16 protein-coding genes, 1 tRNA gene and 1 pseudogene are annotated in these 13,862 nt (G+C 68.3%); 11 read left to right on the top strand and 7 right to left on the bottom strand.

The genetic code is table 11. The annotated features are described in order from the left end of the window. The first annotated feature begins 127 nt into the window (after positions 1 to 127). The 6 genes from ACE3T2_RS11520 to ACE3T2_RS11495 all read left to right on the top strand — a co-directional run bounded on the left by ACE3T2_RS11520 (position 128) and on the right by ACE3T2_RS11495 (position 3,822). Entirely contained in the window at positions 128 to 337 is a 210-nt protein-coding gene (locus ACE3T2_RS11520) for a hypothetical protein (protein ID WP_374657409.1), read from the top strand. Further along, positions 334 to 639, top strand: a complete 306-nt coding sequence (locus ACE3T2_RS11515; protein WP_374657407.1) for a hypothetical protein — start codon at positions 334 to 336, stop codon at positions 637 to 639. Before ACE3T2_RS11520 ends, ACE3T2_RS11515 begins: the two co-directional genes overlap by 4 nt. Next, positions 636 to 1,319, top strand: a complete 684-nt coding sequence (locus ACE3T2_RS11510; protein ID WP_374657405.1) for a hypothetical protein — start codon at positions 636 to 638, stop codon at positions 1,317 to 1,319. Before ACE3T2_RS11515 ends, ACE3T2_RS11510 begins: the two co-directional genes overlap by 4 nt. A gap of 500 nt (positions 1,320 to 1,819) precedes the next feature. Next, positions 1,820 to 2,500 carry a PEPxxWA-CTERM sorting domain-containing protein gene (locus ACE3T2_RS11505; protein WP_374657403.1) on the top strand — a complete coding sequence of 227 codons (681 nt, stop codon included), beginning with the start codon at positions 1,820 to 1,822 and terminating at the stop codon, positions 2,498 to 2,500. 195 nt (positions 2,501 to 2,695) lie between these two features. Then, on the top strand, positions 2,696 to 3,133 hold the full coding sequence (locus ACE3T2_RS11500) for an antitoxin Xre/MbcA/ParS toxin-binding domain-containing protein (protein ID WP_374657401.1): 438 nt from the start codon (positions 2,696 to 2,698) through the stop codon (positions 3,131 to 3,133). Further along, positions 3,130 to 3,822 carry an RES family NAD+ phosphorylase gene (locus tag ACE3T2_RS11495; protein WP_374657399.1) on the top strand — a complete coding sequence of 231 codons (693 nt, stop codon included), beginning with the start codon at positions 3,130 to 3,132 and terminating at the stop codon, positions 3,820 to 3,822. The genes ACE3T2_RS11500 and ACE3T2_RS11495 overlap by 4 nt, the downstream gene beginning before the upstream one ends. Here ACE3T2_RS11495 and ACE3T2_RS11490 read toward each other — a convergent pair. Both ACE3T2_RS11490 and ACE3T2_RS11485 read right to left on the bottom strand, forming a co-directional pair. Beyond that, the gene (locus ACE3T2_RS11490; RefSeq protein WP_374657397.1) at positions 3,803 to 5,572 is read right to left on the bottom strand and encodes a DUF2239 family protein; all 1,770 of its coding nucleotides are present in this window, start codon (positions 5,570 to 5,572) and stop codon (positions 3,803 to 3,805) included. The genes ACE3T2_RS11495 and ACE3T2_RS11490 overlap by 20 nt on opposite strands. Next, positions 5,569 to 6,663 (bottom strand): recombinase family protein, encoded by a 1,095-nt coding sequence (locus tag ACE3T2_RS11485; protein WP_374657395.1) that lies wholly within the window; start codon positions 6,661 to 6,663, stop codon positions 5,569 to 5,571. Before ACE3T2_RS11485 ends, ACE3T2_RS11490 begins: the two co-directional genes overlap by 4 nt. A 330-nt stretch (positions 6,664 to 6,993) precedes the next feature. Here ACE3T2_RS11485 and ACE3T2_RS11480 point away from each other — a divergent pair, with 330 nt between their 5' ends. Continuing rightward, positions 6,994 to 7,776 (top strand): MOSC domain-containing protein, encoded by a 783-nt coding sequence (locus tag ACE3T2_RS11480; protein ID WP_374657393.1) that lies wholly within the window; start codon positions 6,994 to 6,996, stop codon positions 7,774 to 7,776. 218 nt (positions 7,777 to 7,994) lie between these two features. On the opposite strand, the gene ACE3T2_RS11475 is transcribed toward ACE3T2_RS11480, so the two are convergent. Then, positions 7,995 to 8,270 (bottom strand): HU family DNA-binding protein, encoded by a 276-nt coding sequence (locus ACE3T2_RS11475; protein ID WP_374657391.1) that lies wholly within the window; start codon positions 8,268 to 8,270, stop codon positions 7,995 to 7,997. Positions 8,271 to 8,380: 110 nt separating this feature from the next. On the opposite strand from ACE3T2_RS11475, the gene ACE3T2_RS11470 reads away from it, so the two are divergent. Further along, positions 8,381 to 8,776, top strand: a complete 396-nt coding sequence (locus ACE3T2_RS11470) for a thermonuclease family protein (protein WP_374657389.1) — start codon at positions 8,381 to 8,383, stop codon at positions 8,774 to 8,776. Between the two features lie 301 nt (positions 8,777 to 9,077). On the opposite strand, the gene ACE3T2_RS11465 is transcribed toward ACE3T2_RS11470, so the two are convergent. The 3 genes from ACE3T2_RS11465 to ACE3T2_RS11455 form a co-directional block, all read right to left on the bottom strand. Further along, a tRNA-Leu gene (locus ACE3T2_RS11465) sits at positions 9,078 to 9,162 on the bottom strand. A 133-nt stretch (positions 9,163 to 9,295) separates the two neighbouring features. Beyond that, positions 9,296 to 10,228, bottom strand: coding sequence for a TonB family protein (locus ACE3T2_RS11460; protein WP_374657387.1), 933 nt, complete (start codon positions 10,226 to 10,228; stop codon positions 9,296 to 9,298). A 347-nt stretch (positions 10,229 to 10,575) separates the two neighbouring features. After that, complete coding sequence (locus ACE3T2_RS11455; protein WP_183772278.1) at positions 10,576 to 11,019, bottom strand: helix-turn-helix domain-containing protein; 444 nt, start codon at positions 11,017 to 11,019, stop codon at positions 10,576 to 10,578. Between the two features lie 253 nt (positions 11,020 to 11,272). Between ACE3T2_RS11455 and ACE3T2_RS11450 the strand changes: the two genes are divergently transcribed. Both ACE3T2_RS11450 and ACE3T2_RS11445 read left to right on the top strand, forming a co-directional pair. Next, positions 11,273 to 11,512, top strand: coding sequence for a hypothetical protein (locus ACE3T2_RS11450; protein WP_312165948.1), 240 nt, complete (start codon positions 11,273 to 11,275; stop codon positions 11,510 to 11,512). Next, a complete protein-coding gene (locus ACE3T2_RS11445) occupies positions 11,512 to 11,736 on the top strand; it encodes a GDCCVxC domain-containing (seleno)protein (protein WP_183772282.1) in 225 nt (74 codons plus the stop codon). The genes ACE3T2_RS11450 and ACE3T2_RS11445 overlap by 1 nt, the downstream gene beginning before the upstream one ends. A gap of 265 nt (positions 11,737 to 12,001) precedes the next feature. On the opposite strand, the gene ACE3T2_RS11440 is transcribed toward ACE3T2_RS11445, so the two are convergent. After that, positions 12,002 to 13,162, bottom strand: a complete 1,161-nt coding sequence (locus ACE3T2_RS11440; RefSeq protein ID WP_267231309.1) for an IS110 family transposase — start codon at positions 13,160 to 13,162, stop codon at positions 12,002 to 12,004. Between the two features lie 211 nt (positions 13,163 to 13,373). Here ACE3T2_RS11440 and ACE3T2_RS11435 point away from each other — a divergent pair. After that, positions 13,374 to 13,739 (top strand): annotated as a pseudogene (locus ACE3T2_RS11435) (transposase); the annotation flags it as partial. Positions 13,740 to 13,862 lie beyond the last annotated feature (123 nt).

Genomic DNA, 13,862 nt, shown 5'->3' with positions numbered 1-13,862 from the left:
GGCATGTGCGATCGCCGTTGAAGGTCGAAATAGCCTGACCATGGCCGGGAGCCGTGGGGCGACGGGGGCCGCGTGTCGCCGGTCCGCAACGATCGGCGCCGACCCACACTTGAGTTGGAGAATACAAATGACGACTCGCGACCTTGTCGGCGAGGCGGGTGCGGCTGCCTGGAAGGCGGGCGCAGGCGCGGGTGTTTCTGCCTGGTCGGCCGCGGACGGCCAGTTGGCGATCAGCATGATCGTCGGGGCGCTCACCGCGATGTTTCTCGCGGTGCAGACGGCTTACTTGATCTGGAAATGGCGCCGTAACGCCAGAACGCCCGGAGTGCTGCCATGAGCCGTCCGGAAGCCCCCGGTGAAGATCCCACGCCGCCTGAGCGCGGCTGGTTGTTTCGCCGGCTATATACCTACTTCGGAACCCTGCTGAACCTTTGCGGCGTGGGCGCGGCCCTGGCCAAGCTCGACGATCCGCAGGGGCTGAAATGGATCGCCCTGTCGCTGATCGGCTCGAATGTGGTGCTGGCGACCCTCTATCTGGCGGGCGCCACCGTCACCGACTGGGCCAAGCTCGCGGCCGCGGCGCGCGGCCTGCGAAGCGGGGCGGGCGAGTCGCCCGTCGACCAGCAGGTGCGTCGATGAGCCGGCTACTCGCCCTCGCCGAACTGGCGAAGATCAAGGCCTCCGCCGATGCGCTGGAGGCCTTTTTCATGTGCGAGCGGCCGGCGACGCCTGCTCGGGCGCGGGGCCTGGTCGAGCCGGCGTTGTTCTTCGATCGCGTGCGCAGCCGTCCTCCGCTCGGCCCGACCCTCTCCCAGGGCGAGGTGGCGGGCTGCGAGCGAATCCTGACCGCCTGCGCCGCGGCGGGCTTTCCACTCGCGTGGGCGGCCTATGCGCTGGCGACTGCGGTCCACGAGACGGCCGGGGCGATGGCGCCGGTGCGCGAGTACGGCAAGGGCGTAGGCAAGACCTATGGCGAACCCGGCCGCAACGGCGGGCAGGTCGCCTATGGGCGCGGCGACGTGCAGCTGACCTGGGACGAGAACTACGAGCGGGCGGACCGCGAACTGGCGCTGAACGGCGCGCTGGTCGCCGATTACGACCTGGCGCTCGATCCGAAGATCTCGGCGCGCATCCTGGTCGCGGGAATGGAGGGCGGCTGGTTCACCGGCAAGGGGCTGCGGCTGTTCCTGCCGCAGATCGCCCGGCGCGAGCAATTCGTCGCTGCCCGGAAGATCGTCAACGGAACCGACAACGCCGAGCTGATCGCAGGCTATGCCGAGACCTTCCAGGGGGCGCTTCAGGCCGGCGGCTGGCGCTGAAGCCGACGGTAGGTCCGCTCGCCCACGATCAGCCGTTCAAGCGGCGCGATCCCACCCGCCAAAAAGTCCCTTCTAAAGGCTGCGCTTCGGAAGCCGAGCGAGGCGATCACCCCCAGGCTGTAGACCGACGGAGACGCTTTGGGTTCGGGGTGCGCGTCCTGAGCGCCGCCGAGCGGAGCCATGTCGTCGCGACTCAATATCTTGTGCGAATGAACAGTCGTCGCATCATTCTATAGATATGCAGGCGTTTTTGACGTCCAAAGAAGTGGTAATTTTCTTGATTTCGCCCAAGGGTTATGTGTCACCTTCGAAAATCCAAGGTTGCGTTTCGGCGGGATAAGAAGATCTTTATTGAATCTTATCTCAGATGTAGTTCGTAATTTACTGTAATTATGTCGAAATGTTTACCACGATTTATTGAGTGGAGGTGCTGGTTCGTGTATGGCTCCTGGCACGTGCAGTGCGACAGATTGACCCATATCGGGTCGCTAGGAGCGGAGATGAACAAGCGCTTGATGAGCGCCCTGGCGGGCGCAGCGGCCGCAGCCCTCTGCCTGGGTGCGGCTTCCGTGGCGAATGCGGCGCAGACCGTATCCGTCGATGGCTACACCCTGGACGATACGCAGTTCGGCGCGCAGACCGGTGTCCACTCGAACTCGACCCAGACCGGCTCGACGGTCTTCGGCTTCGTCAATCAGGACAATTCGCTGGTGACCTTCAGCACCGGCAGCGGCAGCCTGAACCTGGACACCAACGGGCAGGGGGAAGCGACGATCCTCGGCGATCCGCTCATGGAGAACCTCAATGTTCTCTTTGAGAAGAGTTGGGATCGCGTGACCTTCAACCTGATTTCACCGAAGGGCTCAGGCGGCGGGTTCAGTTCGGACTTCACCCTGCTGGTGAACGGTTCGGCGCTGTTTTCCGCCAGCCCCAATCCCGGCGACGCCGCCTGCACCTTCTGCATCGTGGACAACGGCGAGAACAAGTTCACGGTGACGGGGCCTGGAATCTACAATTTGGCGTTCACGTTCAATCCGGCGATCGGCGCGGGCAAGCAGTTCCGGGTGGAGGGGCTCAGTTCGGTCGTCCCTGAGCCCGCGACCTGGGCGCTGATGATCGCAGGCTTCGGCATCGCCGGTGTTGCGATCCGCCAGCGTCGGCTGCGCAGCGCGTTTGTCTGACGCCAGCTTGCCGAAAGCATATCCAGGGGCGAATTTTTTAGTTGTACGCCCGTGGGTGTAGGGCAAACTGCGCGGGCATCCCAAATGCAGCGATCCCATGAACCCTGCCGACTTCGGTCGGCGGGGTTCTTCGTTTTGGCCTTGTTGAAGCCGTAAAGAGATTTACATTAGGTCGAAATTTTGATGAGGCGTGACATGGCCAATGCAGCCTTGAGGATCGAGCCGGACGCCGGCTACGGCGCCGATGCGCTGCGCGATCCGGAACATCGGCGGCGGCTGTCGGGGCCGGCCATGGCGCTGTTCCTGCGCACCTGCGATCTCTGGGACCTGAAGGTCGAGGCGCGGATGGCGATCCTGGGCGGGGTGTCGCGCCAGACCTATCACAACTGGAAGTCCGGCAAGGTGGGCGCGCTGGGCCGCGACCAGCTTGAGCGGATTTCGCTGGTCCTGGGCATACTCAAGGGGCTTCGCCTGGTTTTCGCCGAGGACGGCCACGGCGTGCGCTGGCTGAAGGCGGCCAATGACGAGCCGGTGTTCGGGGGGCGTTCGCCGCTGGAGGTGATGAGCGACGGCGGCATGGCCGGCCTCATCGAGGTCCGTCGCTACCTGGACGCCTGGCGCGGCGTGAAATGAGCTTTCCGCGGTCGCGCGTGCAGGCGCGCACGCATCGCTTGATCGCCTCGCGCTTTCCCACCATCGGCGTCTTCGACGACATCGCCGCGAGTGAAGAAGAACTGCGGGTCGCGTTCCTGCTGGAGGACCTGACCAATGTGCGTAGTCACGCGCGCCTGAACGCCCTGCCGGCCGGCGGAGTCGCCAGCGGCGCCACCGCTTCGCTGGCGATGGCGGCGTTTCTGCACTGCGCGCCTGAAGGCGGCCGATTTTCCGACGGCGACCTTGGCGCGTGGTACGCGGCGACGGACCTTTCGACGGCCATCGCCGAGACGGTCTATCATCATGAGCGCCGGCTGCGGGCGTCGGCGGCCGGCTTTCCGGCGCGGATCCAGATGCGCGAGCTGGTCGTGCGGCTGAACGCCGGCCTGCTGGACCTGCGCGGCGCCCAGGCCTCGCATCTGGAGCTCTACGACCTCGCCGACTATGGCCGCTCGCAGGCCTTCGCCCGCGCGCGCCGCTGGCCCTACGCCCAGCCCGGCGAGGACGGCTTCGTGTTCGACAGTGTGCGGCGCGATGGTGGGGTGAACGTGGTGATCTTCCGGCCGGCGGCGCTGGGCCTGCCGATCGGGCAGGGCGACCATTACGAATATGTCTGGGACGCCAGCGGCGACCTTGCGGTGCTCAAGCTCAGCTTGATGACGCGCTGAGACGGCCGTCTCGGGCGGCGGGCGGGAAACTGGGCGCGGCCAGCTTTTGAACATATGCGCGCACGTCCGCCGGCCAAGGCGAGGTGAGACCCTGGAACCGGCTCGCGTCCGCGGCGTAGAGCGCCCGCAGCGCCTCTTCGTAGCCGGCGAGGTGGCCAGCCAGCGCATACATCACGCGATAGGCGGCGGTCTGGGCGGCCCGCCGCTTGTCGATCTCGGCATTGTCCTGCTGGGCCTGCTCGACGAGGCGGCGGAGCGCCGCCGACGCGCCGCCCGGCTGTTGCTGCAACCAGTCCCAATGCCTGGGCAGGAGCGTCACTTCGCGAGCGGTGACGCCCAGTTTCGGGCGTCCGCGGCCGCGCGGCGCCGGGGCGGCGGGTGAGGCCGGCAGGGCCGCTGTCGCGCGCAGCCGCGCTGCAAGGTCCTCCGGCGAGCCGCGCAGATCGAGATCGACGACCGTTCCGCTCGCGTCCTCGAACACGATCGGCATCTCGGCCTGCCGGTCCTGGGCGGCGTGGGCGGCGCGCGCAACGGTCTGCAGATCGCCCTGTGCGAGCCGTTCCGGTCCAACGAATGCGGTGTAGGTGAGCGCCATCGAAAGCCGTCCTCTTTGCGGCTTCGCCCATTCGGTCGATGCGCGGCGTTTGTCAATCTGCCCGGGTATAAATGCGGGGTAGAGGCCCAGCCGCGCACAGATCCGTCGCCAGGGCCCCAAGCGGGTCTGGCAGGTGCGGGCCGAGGGGAGGTCCGGGCAGGCGTCGATCGCCGCCCGCGTCAGGCCCCCCGCCTGGGCGGCGCGCGCGGAGAGGCGGCGCAGGATCTCGGCCCGCGGCAGGAACAGCATGCGCCGGCGCCGCCTCTGTACGGCGGCGGCGAGCCAGGCGGCCGGAACGATGGCCGGCCAGGCGTTCTCGACCTGGAGCGCCGCGTCCGGCGGGCTGTCGAGGCGTTGACCCTCAAGCGTCCGGCGCCGGCGTCCGAACCGATAGGTCCCGGCGTATTTCGGGTTCTCGAGCAGATTGCCCACCGTCCAGCTCGCCCAGGGGCGTGCGCCCTCGCCGGCGATGCGCTCGGCGTTGAGGGTCTCGGCAATCGCGCCTTGGCCCATCCCGTCCTCCAGAAACATCCGGAAGATGCGCCGCACCGTGGCGACTTCGTGCGCCGGACCGGGGACGAGGCGAATGCGCTCGCCCCGGAGCAGCGGCTGCTCACCAGCTTCGAGCACCCTCCGGACCTCGCCATCCGCCCCGACGATGGCGCGGCGCAGGCCATAGCCGGCGAGACCGCCCATCTTCCAGCCGGCGCGCGCGTGATGGAACTGGGCGGCGCGGACCTTGGCCGAGAGCTCGCGGCTGAAGTCGGCGGCCATCAGCCGCTTGACCGCCTTGACGAGGTCGCCCGAGCGTCCGGCCTCGAACGGCTCGCGGCAGTAGCAGATCTCCACCCCGGCGGCGCGGCAGACATATTCGTAGTGGGCCGCCTCGTCGGTGTCCTGGAACCGGCCCCAGCGGCTGACGTCCTGCACCAGCACCGCCTCGAAGACCGCCTCACCCGAGACGATGTCGGCCAGCAGCGCCTGCAGGGCGGCCCGCCCCTTCAGGCGCAGGCCGCTGCGGCCCCGATCCTCATAGCTGCGGACGATCTGGTAGCCATGCGCGGCGGCGAAGTCGGCGATCTGAGCCGATTGCGCCGAGAGGCTGTGCTGCTGGTGGTCGCTGGAGACCCGCAGATATTGCGCCGCGGGCGTCATGGCCGCGCGCGGGCCGGGCGGTAGCCGATCCGGCGATAGGCCTCGGAGAGGCCGCCGAAGCGGCGGTCATAGGTGCCCGAATGGGCCATGTAGGGCCACCGATCGATCAGGTCTGCGTCGAGGCGGCCCTCCTGGACCAGCAGTTCGCGCAGGTCATCGAGGAGTTCAGCGTCGGTCCGCCGGCGGCGAGCGTCCAGCAGACGGTTGGCCAGGTCGAACACGGCCCGCTCGATGATCGGCGGGAAGGCGTTCTCGACGCGCTTCCAGTCCTGCGGCGCCATTTTCGAGGCGCGGCCCAGACTGTAGCGCACCCGGCCGTAGACATAGGTTCCGACATAGGCCTCGCAACGCAGGACCCTCTGCACCCGATCGCCGGTCCAGCCGCGCCCGGTCGGGCTTGGGGCGCCCGCCGCGTTCAGCGTCTTGGCGATCGCGCCCCGCGACAGGCCGGTGAGCGCATACAGGCGGAATATCCGGCGGACGGTCGCCACCGCCTGCGGCGGTCCCGGGACGAAGACGATCCGGTGCGCCTTCGAGGCCTTGGTCTGCCCCCGCGACAGGAGGCCGATCGGACGGCCGGCGCCGTCGATCGCCTGGCGCAGCAGGCCGAACGGCGGCGGCGTGACCATGAAGCCCTGATCGACCATGTGCCGGCGCGCCAGCGTCAGGCGCTCGGACAGGGCCCGGCTGTATTCGGCGGCCATGGCGCGCTTGACCTGCTTGATCAGGTTGGCCTCGGGCGAGCCGGCATTCTCGAACGGCTCGGCGCAGTAGTGGACCGCGACGCCCGCCCGCCGGCACAGGAATTCGTAGTGCGCGCCTTCGTCGATGTCCTGGAAGCGCCCCCAGCGGCTGACATCGTAGACGAGGATCGCCTTGAAGCGGCGCGCCGGGGAGAGCGCCTCGGCCAGCAGGCGTTGCAGCGCCGGACGCTGTCGAAGCGTCAGGCCGCTGGCGGCCCCGTCCGAATAGGTGTCGAGGATTTCAAAGCCGCGCAGCGCCGCATAGGCGGCGTTGGCGAGGGCCTGCTGATCTAGCGAGCAGGCCTGCAGGCCGGTGGAGGCCCGGACATATTGCACCGCGGGCGTCATGGCCGAACGCTAGGCGCTTGGCGACTTAAGGCAAGCGCGGCCGCAGCGGACACGCGTGTCCGGCATGGGGCTCCGCCGCGAGGCGCCGGAGGCCTGGGGCGGATTCTAGCCGGCGACGGCGTCCTTCAGCGCCTTGGCGGCGGTGAATGCGACCTTCTTGCTGGCGGCGATCTCGATGAGCAGGGTGTGGACGGCGTCCTTGGCCTCCATGGATTTTATATTTCGTATGTTATCATAATAATTGTTATTTAAATTGGGAGCGCGTCAGGGTTTGACCCTGGCGGCGTGCGGCGGTCTTCGCCCGAGCAGGAGGATGGGCTCATCATCACGGTGGCGCAGATCGGGGTGGCTTTCGTCAAGGCGACGCAGCTGCTCGAGAAGACGACAATCCCCGTCACGCCAGCCGGACTCAGGTGGGATCGTGACTTTTGCCTGCTGGAGGAAAACGGTCAGGCCGTCAGCCCGGCCAACCATAGCCAGTTCATCCCCCTGAGGTTCGACTACGACGAGGCGAGCGATCGGCTCATCCTCAGCATGCCGGACGGCGAGGTGATCGAAGGCGCCGCAGCCGGTTCGGGGCGTCCCTGCGAGCTTGCCGTCTTTGGAGGGCGGACCGTGCCCCTGCGGGAGGTCGAGGGACCGTGGGCCGAGCGATTGTCCGCCTTCGCCGGGCGGCCCATCGGCTTGTTTCGCTGCGAGAAGGCTGGCGGCGGCATCGATATCCTGCCCATCACGTTCGTAACGACAGGGTCCATTCGGCGGCTGTCGCGCGAACTCGCGACAGACGTCGATCCGGCCCGTTTCCGCGCCGGCTTTGTGTTCGACAATCTTGTGGAGCACGAAGAGGACGCCTGGAACGGGAAGCTCCTGCGCGTGGGCGAGGTCTTGCTGCGGGTGCGCTCGCCAGTTCCGCGCTGCCTCATCACGGGGTTCGACGCCCGAACGGGCGAGCGCGGCCTAAATGTCATGCAGGGTCTGGTTCGATATCGCGAGAAGGGCGGGCTTCCTCCGGAGTTCAAGGTCGATCTCTCGCTGCCGACGTTCGCGTCCTATGCGGAAGTCGTCACGCCGGGCACAGTCAAGGTCGGTGATCCGGTCGCGCTTGCTGAATAGGGCGCATATCCACCAAGCGCATCTTAAGACCGTTGAGGGCTGGCGTGGTCGATCGGCTCGCCCCAGGCCGTTTGGTCTGGCGTCTGCGGGCAACGATCGGCCTGAACGGCGAGCGGCTGGCGGCGAACACTGTGCAGGTGCCGCCCGACATGACGCCCGCTGTCCTCCGCGCAGCAAAGGACAGGGGCGAGGGCGGACGAGCTGGGGACCGCCCGCCCCTAGCGAGCGACCGCGTCCTTCAGCGCCTTGGCGGCCGTGAAGGCGACCTTCTTGCTGGCGGCGATCTCGATGGCGGCGCCCGTGGCCGGGTTGCGGCCGGTGCGCGCGGGCTTGTCCTGCACCTTGAACTTGCCGAAGCCGGGCAGATTGACCTCCTCGCCGGCGACGAGGGCGTCGCGGAGCGCCGCGAGCAGGGTGTCGACGGCGTCCTTGGCCTGGGCCTTGGTGCGCTGGCCGTCGGCGGCGAGGCGGTCGACGAGATCAGACGTGTTCATGCGCTAGGGTTCCTTGGAGAATCGGACCCAAAGCCTTCCTCATGCGGCGGGGCGGAGTCCAGACGGCTGGCGGCCGGTTCCCCGCTGGAGCCGAAGGGGTTGATCGAACGATGCGCGCGCTTGTCCTGCTGACCGGCCTGTTCCTCGTCGCGCCGGCGCTCGCCGCCGCCGATCCCTGCACCGCGCCGCTTCCGAAGCCCGGGACGAGATTTTCAGGCGCCGTCCGCTATGTCGGCGACGGCGACAGCCTCTGCGTGGGGCGCTCCGGCGATCCGGCGACCTGGGTGGAGGTCCGGCTCGCCGACTTCTACGCGCCGGAACTCTCCGCGCCGGGCGGGCGGGAGGCCAAGGCCGCCCTGGAGGCCATCGCCCGGGGCCGCGCCGTCGCCTGCCGGGCCGGGCGGCGCTCCTACGACCGCGTCGTCGCCCACTGCAGCCTGAACGGCGCGGGGCTGGGGGACCTGATGCGCAGCCGGGGCGTCGTGGAGGGCGGACGAGGACGGTGAGGCGGGCGGCGGTTGACGCCTCGGGCGACCCCCTCCAGATAAGCCCCGTCGGCACGATCGACCGGCGCGCTGCCTGCCTGATCACCAGGCATCGCCGGTTCCACTCTGCACGACCGCCCAGAACGCCCGGCAGCGGCCTTGGAACCGCCCCGTCCCTTTCCCGGGGATGCCGGCGTTCTGGTCTTCCCGTCGAAGCTGCTGAGCCCGTCGCCGATGTCGGAGGTGGCCGTACGATGATCGTGGTCGGGGCTTCGGCGGCGCGGCTTGCGGCTCTAAGCCGGCGGCTTTCGGAGCCGAAGATTGGTGCGGGCGGTCGGGCTCGAACCGACACTCCTTGCGGAACTGGATTTTGAGTCCAGCGCGTCTACCAGTTTCACCACGCCCGCACGGCTAAGGGCGATCCGTTTAACAAGCCCGGGATTCAAAGGCTAGAGGCGGCGAGAGGTCGGCGCTTACGATCCTCCCGCAGCCTTGCGGCGCAACCGCTTCTCTTCCGGTTTGCTATGGCTCAGAGCGCTTCTAGCCTGGAAGCCGGAAGCTGATCGGCAGCCGCACACGGGCGCCGGCCTGGGCGGGAACGACCTTGGCGCGGTAGCGACGGGCGAGCTCTATCGCCGCCCCGCCAAAGCCGTGGCCCTCGGGCGTCTCGGAGATCACTTCGCAGGCCCGCGGCTCGCCGCTCGCCGCGACCAGGCAGTCCAGGACGACGTCGCCACCGACGCCGGCGCGCTGGGCCTGGTCCGGATAGAGCCGCGCGAGGTCGTGCGCGCTGGGGCGCCGAAGCCAGATCGGTTGGATCAGGATCGCGCCGCTCGCCGCCAGGTCGGCGTCATCCGCTTCGTCCTCGGCGGCGACGCTCAGCGCCGCCAGCGTCGGCGCGTCTATGAGCCCCGTGCCGGGCAGGTCCGTCGCCGCCTGGAACTGCGCCAGGGCCGCGCGCGTCCGGGGCCCGATGCGGCCGTCGGCGGTTCCAGGGTCATAGCCCTCGCTCGCCAGTCTTATTTGCAGGCGCCGGACGATCTCGACGCGCTCGGCAAGCGCCAGGCCGTCGAGGCCAGGGTCCGGGCGCCCGGAGCTGGGCTCTGACGAGCGGGTGATCGCTGGCCGCCGATAGCCGCTCGATGCGCCCAAAAGGCCAAGGGCCGTCCCGCCGGTGCTCATCTCCAAGTTACGGCGTCCGCCGCCACCGGTCTCGCAGGCCACGCCATCTCCGTCGCGGTCGAGGTGTGGGCCATATCCCGGCTCGCCGCGGCGGATCGGGGCGGCGCCGGCGGCGCGCGCCGCCGAGCAGTTGGGGAAGGCCCGGCCGGAGAAGAGGGCGGCGGGCGCCGTGCGGCTGGCGCCCGAGCTTGGAGCGCGGTGGCAATGATAGCCGCCGCGCTTGCGGTCATTGTGGCAGCCCTCGGCGTTGAGACCGCCGGGGTGGGCGGCGGCCGCGTGCGGCAGGGCCACCCCAATCGCGCCCGCGAGTCCCAGGGCGCAAAGGCTAAGCCGTCGTCCAACCATGCGCCGTCCCCCGACCGCGGTTTCGTCAATGTTGCATACATCGACCGCCAAACCCCCGGATGTAAATGGCTGAGCTTTCAGGGGGCAGGCCCCGAGCGCTCGACGGGTCCTGAGGCCGCGAGCGCGGGTCTGCGCGCGTCTTCGCCGAGGCGGGGAAACGGCGAGCGGCCGGCGCTCGCGCTCGGTCCCGCCGCGACGCGGCTCCTACGGGCGCGCCGCAGGGCGCGGCCTTGGGCCGCCGCCGGCCGCTCGTCGGCGCGTCCCGCCGCGCTGGCGCGCGGCTACTTGCAGCCTCACATGGGGATTTTAGTGTCAAGGCAGTCCCGCGACGGCCCATGTTCCGCATAGAGGGATTGGATCAGCGGACAGCCGGGGTCCTGCCCAGCGTCGCAGGCCCGCACGGAGTCAGCCAGGACCCGCTCCATACGCCTAAGGTCGGCGATCCGCGCTCGGACATCCGTCAGGTGCGATGCGGCGAGGGTTCTCACCTCGGCGCAGGAGGCTTGCCCACCACCGGCCAAGCCCAGCAGGGCGCGAACCTCATCCAGCGTAAAGCCTAGCTCACGGGCTCGCCGGACGAAGCCCAGCCGGCCAACGTGTTCACCGTCATAGCTGCGGTAGCGGCCGCGTCGCGGTGGGGGCGGCATCAGGCCGATCCGCTCGTAGTAGCGGATCGTCTCGATGTTGCAGCCCGTGCGGCGTGAGAGTTCGCCGATCTGAATCGCCTGTTCAGCCATGGAGCGCAGCTTTCGATTAGGGCTTGAGTCTGTAGTCACTACAGATGGCATGATGGTTCCTGTTGGACCAGGAGACGATCCCATGACGGCGAGCAGCGGGATTCAAGCCCGACGAGATGGACAGGGTCGGACGCCCGCCGAGACGGCTCTGAGCTGGACGGCGGTCGCCGCCGGGGCCGGCGCAGTCTTCGCCTGGGCTGCATGTTGCGTCCTGCCGATGTCGCTCGCGCTGGCGGGGCTAGGCCTGGGGGGCATGAGCCTGATCGCGGAGCAGCGCAGTTGGATCACCTTCGCCGCGTTGGCGGTGATCGGCGTGGGCTGGACCCTTACCTGGCGGCGGGCTCGGCGGTGCCGGGTCGACAGCGCCTGCGCTGCGCCGTCGCGGCTCGGGATCGGCCTGCTCGGCGCGGCCACCGTGCTGGTGCTCCTCGCCTTGATCTGGCAGCCAATCATCGAGCCCTGGGCTCTGACGCTGATCAGGAGCGCCCGGTGATGGACGCCGTGCAGATCCTGGCGCGCTCCACGCTCACCTGTCCGCACTGCGGCCATAAGGCGACAGAGACCATGCCGACCGATGCCTGCCAATATTTCTACGACTGCCAGGGCTGCGGCGCCGTCCTCAAGCCCAAGGCAGGCGACTGCTGCGTCTACTGTTCCTACGGCGACGTGCCATGTCCGCCGATCCAGGAGGACGGCGGCAAGGCATGCTGTGGCTGACAGGCGCCGCGGCGCTAGTTTGGCATCGACATTTGGAATCCAAGTCCAAGCCCGGTCCACGACCTGGCCGCTACCGCGCCAGATCAACCTCACATTCGGTCGCCACGTCACCGCGGCTGCACCCATATCCCGCATTCGCAGGTGTCGGGCTCAGAGGACGAGACCATTCTTCATTCCGGCTGATTAGGCCATGGCTGCAATCGGTTCGTCCGCCTGGATCCGTCAGGGTCGACTAGCCCTGCGGATTTCGTCGAGAGCGTCGTCTCTAGGCCTGTTGCACGACAGCTCCCTCGATGACGACGCCCTGCGTCACGTACTTCCAGAACGCCACCAGAAGCTTGCGCGCCAGCGCCACGATCGCGGACTTGCGCATGCGCCCGCCGTTGCGCTGAACGCGGTCTAGGAACCAGACGCTTAGCGCCGAGCCTGGCTGGTGCCGCGGCCACAGCCAGGCGACCTGGATCATCGTGGTCCGCAGTCGGGGATTGCCCGCTTTCGATACACCCTGTTCGTGGTCGATCGACCCGCTCTTCCAAGGGGTTGGGGCTAGCCCTGCGTAAGCTGCGAGCTGCCTTCTGTTGTCGAAGCGCCGATACAGCGCCTCCGACCAGAGTACGGCGGCGAACTCCGGCCCGATGCCCTTCAACCGGGCAAGCATTGTCGCCGGCGTCGGCGCCTCTGAACTCGCTGGCTCGACGAGCGCGTCGCGCTCCGCCTCCACCGCCTTCAGCTGGGCCAGCAAGATCTCGAGCCGGTCGAGTTCGCGTCTGATCTGGGTTTTAAGGCGGGCCGGCATCGGTCGGCCATCGCCGGTCGTCAGTTCCTCCAGCCGGGTCCGGCGGTTCCGGCGCAGGGGATCGTAGTCGAAGATTCCCTGGGCGCAGAGCAGGCCCTTGATCCGATTGGTGTGCTCGATCCGCTCGATCACCAACGTCTTGCGCTCGCGGCAGAGACGGCGGCGGTCTTCTTCTTCTGGCGTCGGCGCCCGCACCATTGAGCAGACGCGCGGCTCGCCACGCTTGTAGGCCATCAGCGTTCGGACCAACGTCTCGCCGTCGATCCGGTCGGTCTTGGCCCGCCGCCGCCGGCGGGAGGTCAGGATCGAGGCGGCATCGACCACGTGGCTCTCGATCCCTTCGTCCTCCAGCACGCGGTGGATCCAGAAGCCGTCCAGCCCGGCCTCCTGGATGGCGATGATCGGAAAGCTGCGGCCCAGCCGCGCGCTGGCCTTCTCGTTGAGCTGGGCGAACCGCCCCAGCAGTCCCGCGAGGTCGCCGGCCGGCACGACGTGCTTGGACAGCTTCTCCCCAGCGCCCGGCGACAGGGACGTGATCAGCCAGGTCGATCGGCTGAGTTCGAGAGATACGAAGATCGCGCCGAGATCGGTGCGGATGGCGCTGTGCTCGGGCGGGGAGTGATCGTGCATGGGTCGGGCTCCAAAGGGGTGAGGGTTCGGCGACCTCACTCTGCTGGAGCCAGAGCGGAGCGCACTACCCGCCCCATGGGATCTTCATTCCCCCATGGCCGCGGACGGGCGTCCGCGACGCGGCTTAGTCCGTATGTCCTTCCTCCCGGCGGCGAGCCGTCCGGATCGCGGTGCTGCATTCTGAGCTGATGCAGCAGCATCGGAGGAAGGCATGGACACGCTCTACGTCGGTCTCGACGTTCACAAGGTCAGCATCTCAGTCAGCGTCGCGGAGGACGGCCGGGATGGCGCCGTCCGGTTCCTGGGCGAGGTGCCCAATACACCAACGGACCTCGCCAAGTTGGCCAAGCGGCTGGCCAAGGCCGGCGACCGGCTGGAGTTCTGCTATGAGGCCGGCTGCTGCGGCTACGGCATCTATCGCCAGCTGACCGAGCTCGGGCACGGCTGCATGGTGGTGGCGCCGTCGCTGATCCCAAAGAAGGCCAGCGACCGGGTCAAGACCGACCTGCGCGACTCCCAGAAGCTGGCGATCCTGCATCGCTCAGGAGACCTTACCCGGGTCTGGGTGCCGGATCCTGTGCACTGTCTGTCGTCAGAACATTTGGCGCAGATCGCGGCGTAGATTAGCGGAGCGCGGGCCTCGTCCTGGGGTTGATATTAAGCGGCGAGCTTGCGGTGCTGCAAGCGTCGGTGTTCGATG

The sequence above is a fragment of the Phenylobacterium sp. genome (genome assembly GCF_041919955.1).
Classification (GTDB): domain Bacteria; phylum Pseudomonadota; class Alphaproteobacteria; order Caulobacterales; family Caulobacteraceae; genus Phenylobacterium.
This window is presented reverse-complemented; position numbering and strand designations above follow the sequence as displayed.

Coding starts and splice junctions, on each gene's coding strand:
- ACE3T2_RS11505 (WP_374657403.1), top strand. CDS start 1,820: ATGAACAAGCGCTTGATGAGCGCCCTGGCGGGCGCAGCGGCCGCAGCC.
- ACE3T2_RS11520 (WP_374657409.1), top strand. CDS start 128: ATGACGACTCGCGACCTTGTCGGCGAGGCGGGTGCGGCTGCCTGGAAG.
- ACE3T2_RS11515 (WP_374657407.1), top strand. CDS start 334: ATGAGCCGTCCGGAAGCCCCCGGTGAAGATCCCACGCCGCCTGAGCGC.
- ACE3T2_RS11455 (WP_183772278.1), bottom strand. CDS start 11,019: ATGGCTGAACAGGCGATTCAGATCGGCGAACTCTCACGCCGCACGGGC.
- ACE3T2_RS11445 (WP_183772282.1), top strand. CDS start 11,512: ATGGACGCCGTGCAGATCCTGGCGCGCTCCACGCTCACCTGTCCGCAC.
- ACE3T2_RS11485 (WP_374657395.1), bottom strand. CDS start 6,663: ATGACGCCCGCGGTGCAATATGTCCGGGCCTCCACCGGCCTGCAGGCC.
- ACE3T2_RS11475 (WP_374657391.1), bottom strand. CDS start 8,270: ATGAACACGTCTGATCTCGTCGACCGCCTCGCCGCCGACGGCCAGCGC.
- ACE3T2_RS11440 (WP_267231309.1), bottom strand. CDS start 13,162: ATGCACGATCACTCCCCGCCCGAGCACAGCGCCATCCGCACCGATCTC.
- ACE3T2_RS11510 (WP_374657405.1), top strand. CDS start 636: ATGAGCCGGCTACTCGCCCTCGCCGAACTGGCGAAGATCAAGGCCTCC.
- ACE3T2_RS11470 (WP_374657389.1), top strand. CDS start 8,381: ATGCGCGCGCTTGTCCTGCTGACCGGCCTGTTCCTCGTCGCGCCGGCG.
- ACE3T2_RS11490 (WP_374657397.1), bottom strand. CDS start 5,572: ATGACGCCCGCGGCGCAATATCTGCGGGTCTCCAGCGACCACCAGCAG.
- ACE3T2_RS11500 (WP_374657401.1), top strand. CDS start 2,696: ATGGCCAATGCAGCCTTGAGGATCGAGCCGGACGCCGGCTACGGCGCC.
- ACE3T2_RS11450 (WP_312165948.1), top strand. CDS start 11,273: ATGAGCCTGATCGCGGAGCAGCGCAGTTGGATCACCTTCGCCGCGTTG.
- ACE3T2_RS11495 (WP_374657399.1), top strand. CDS start 3,130: ATGAGCTTTCCGCGGTCGCGCGTGCAGGCGCGCACGCATCGCTTGATC.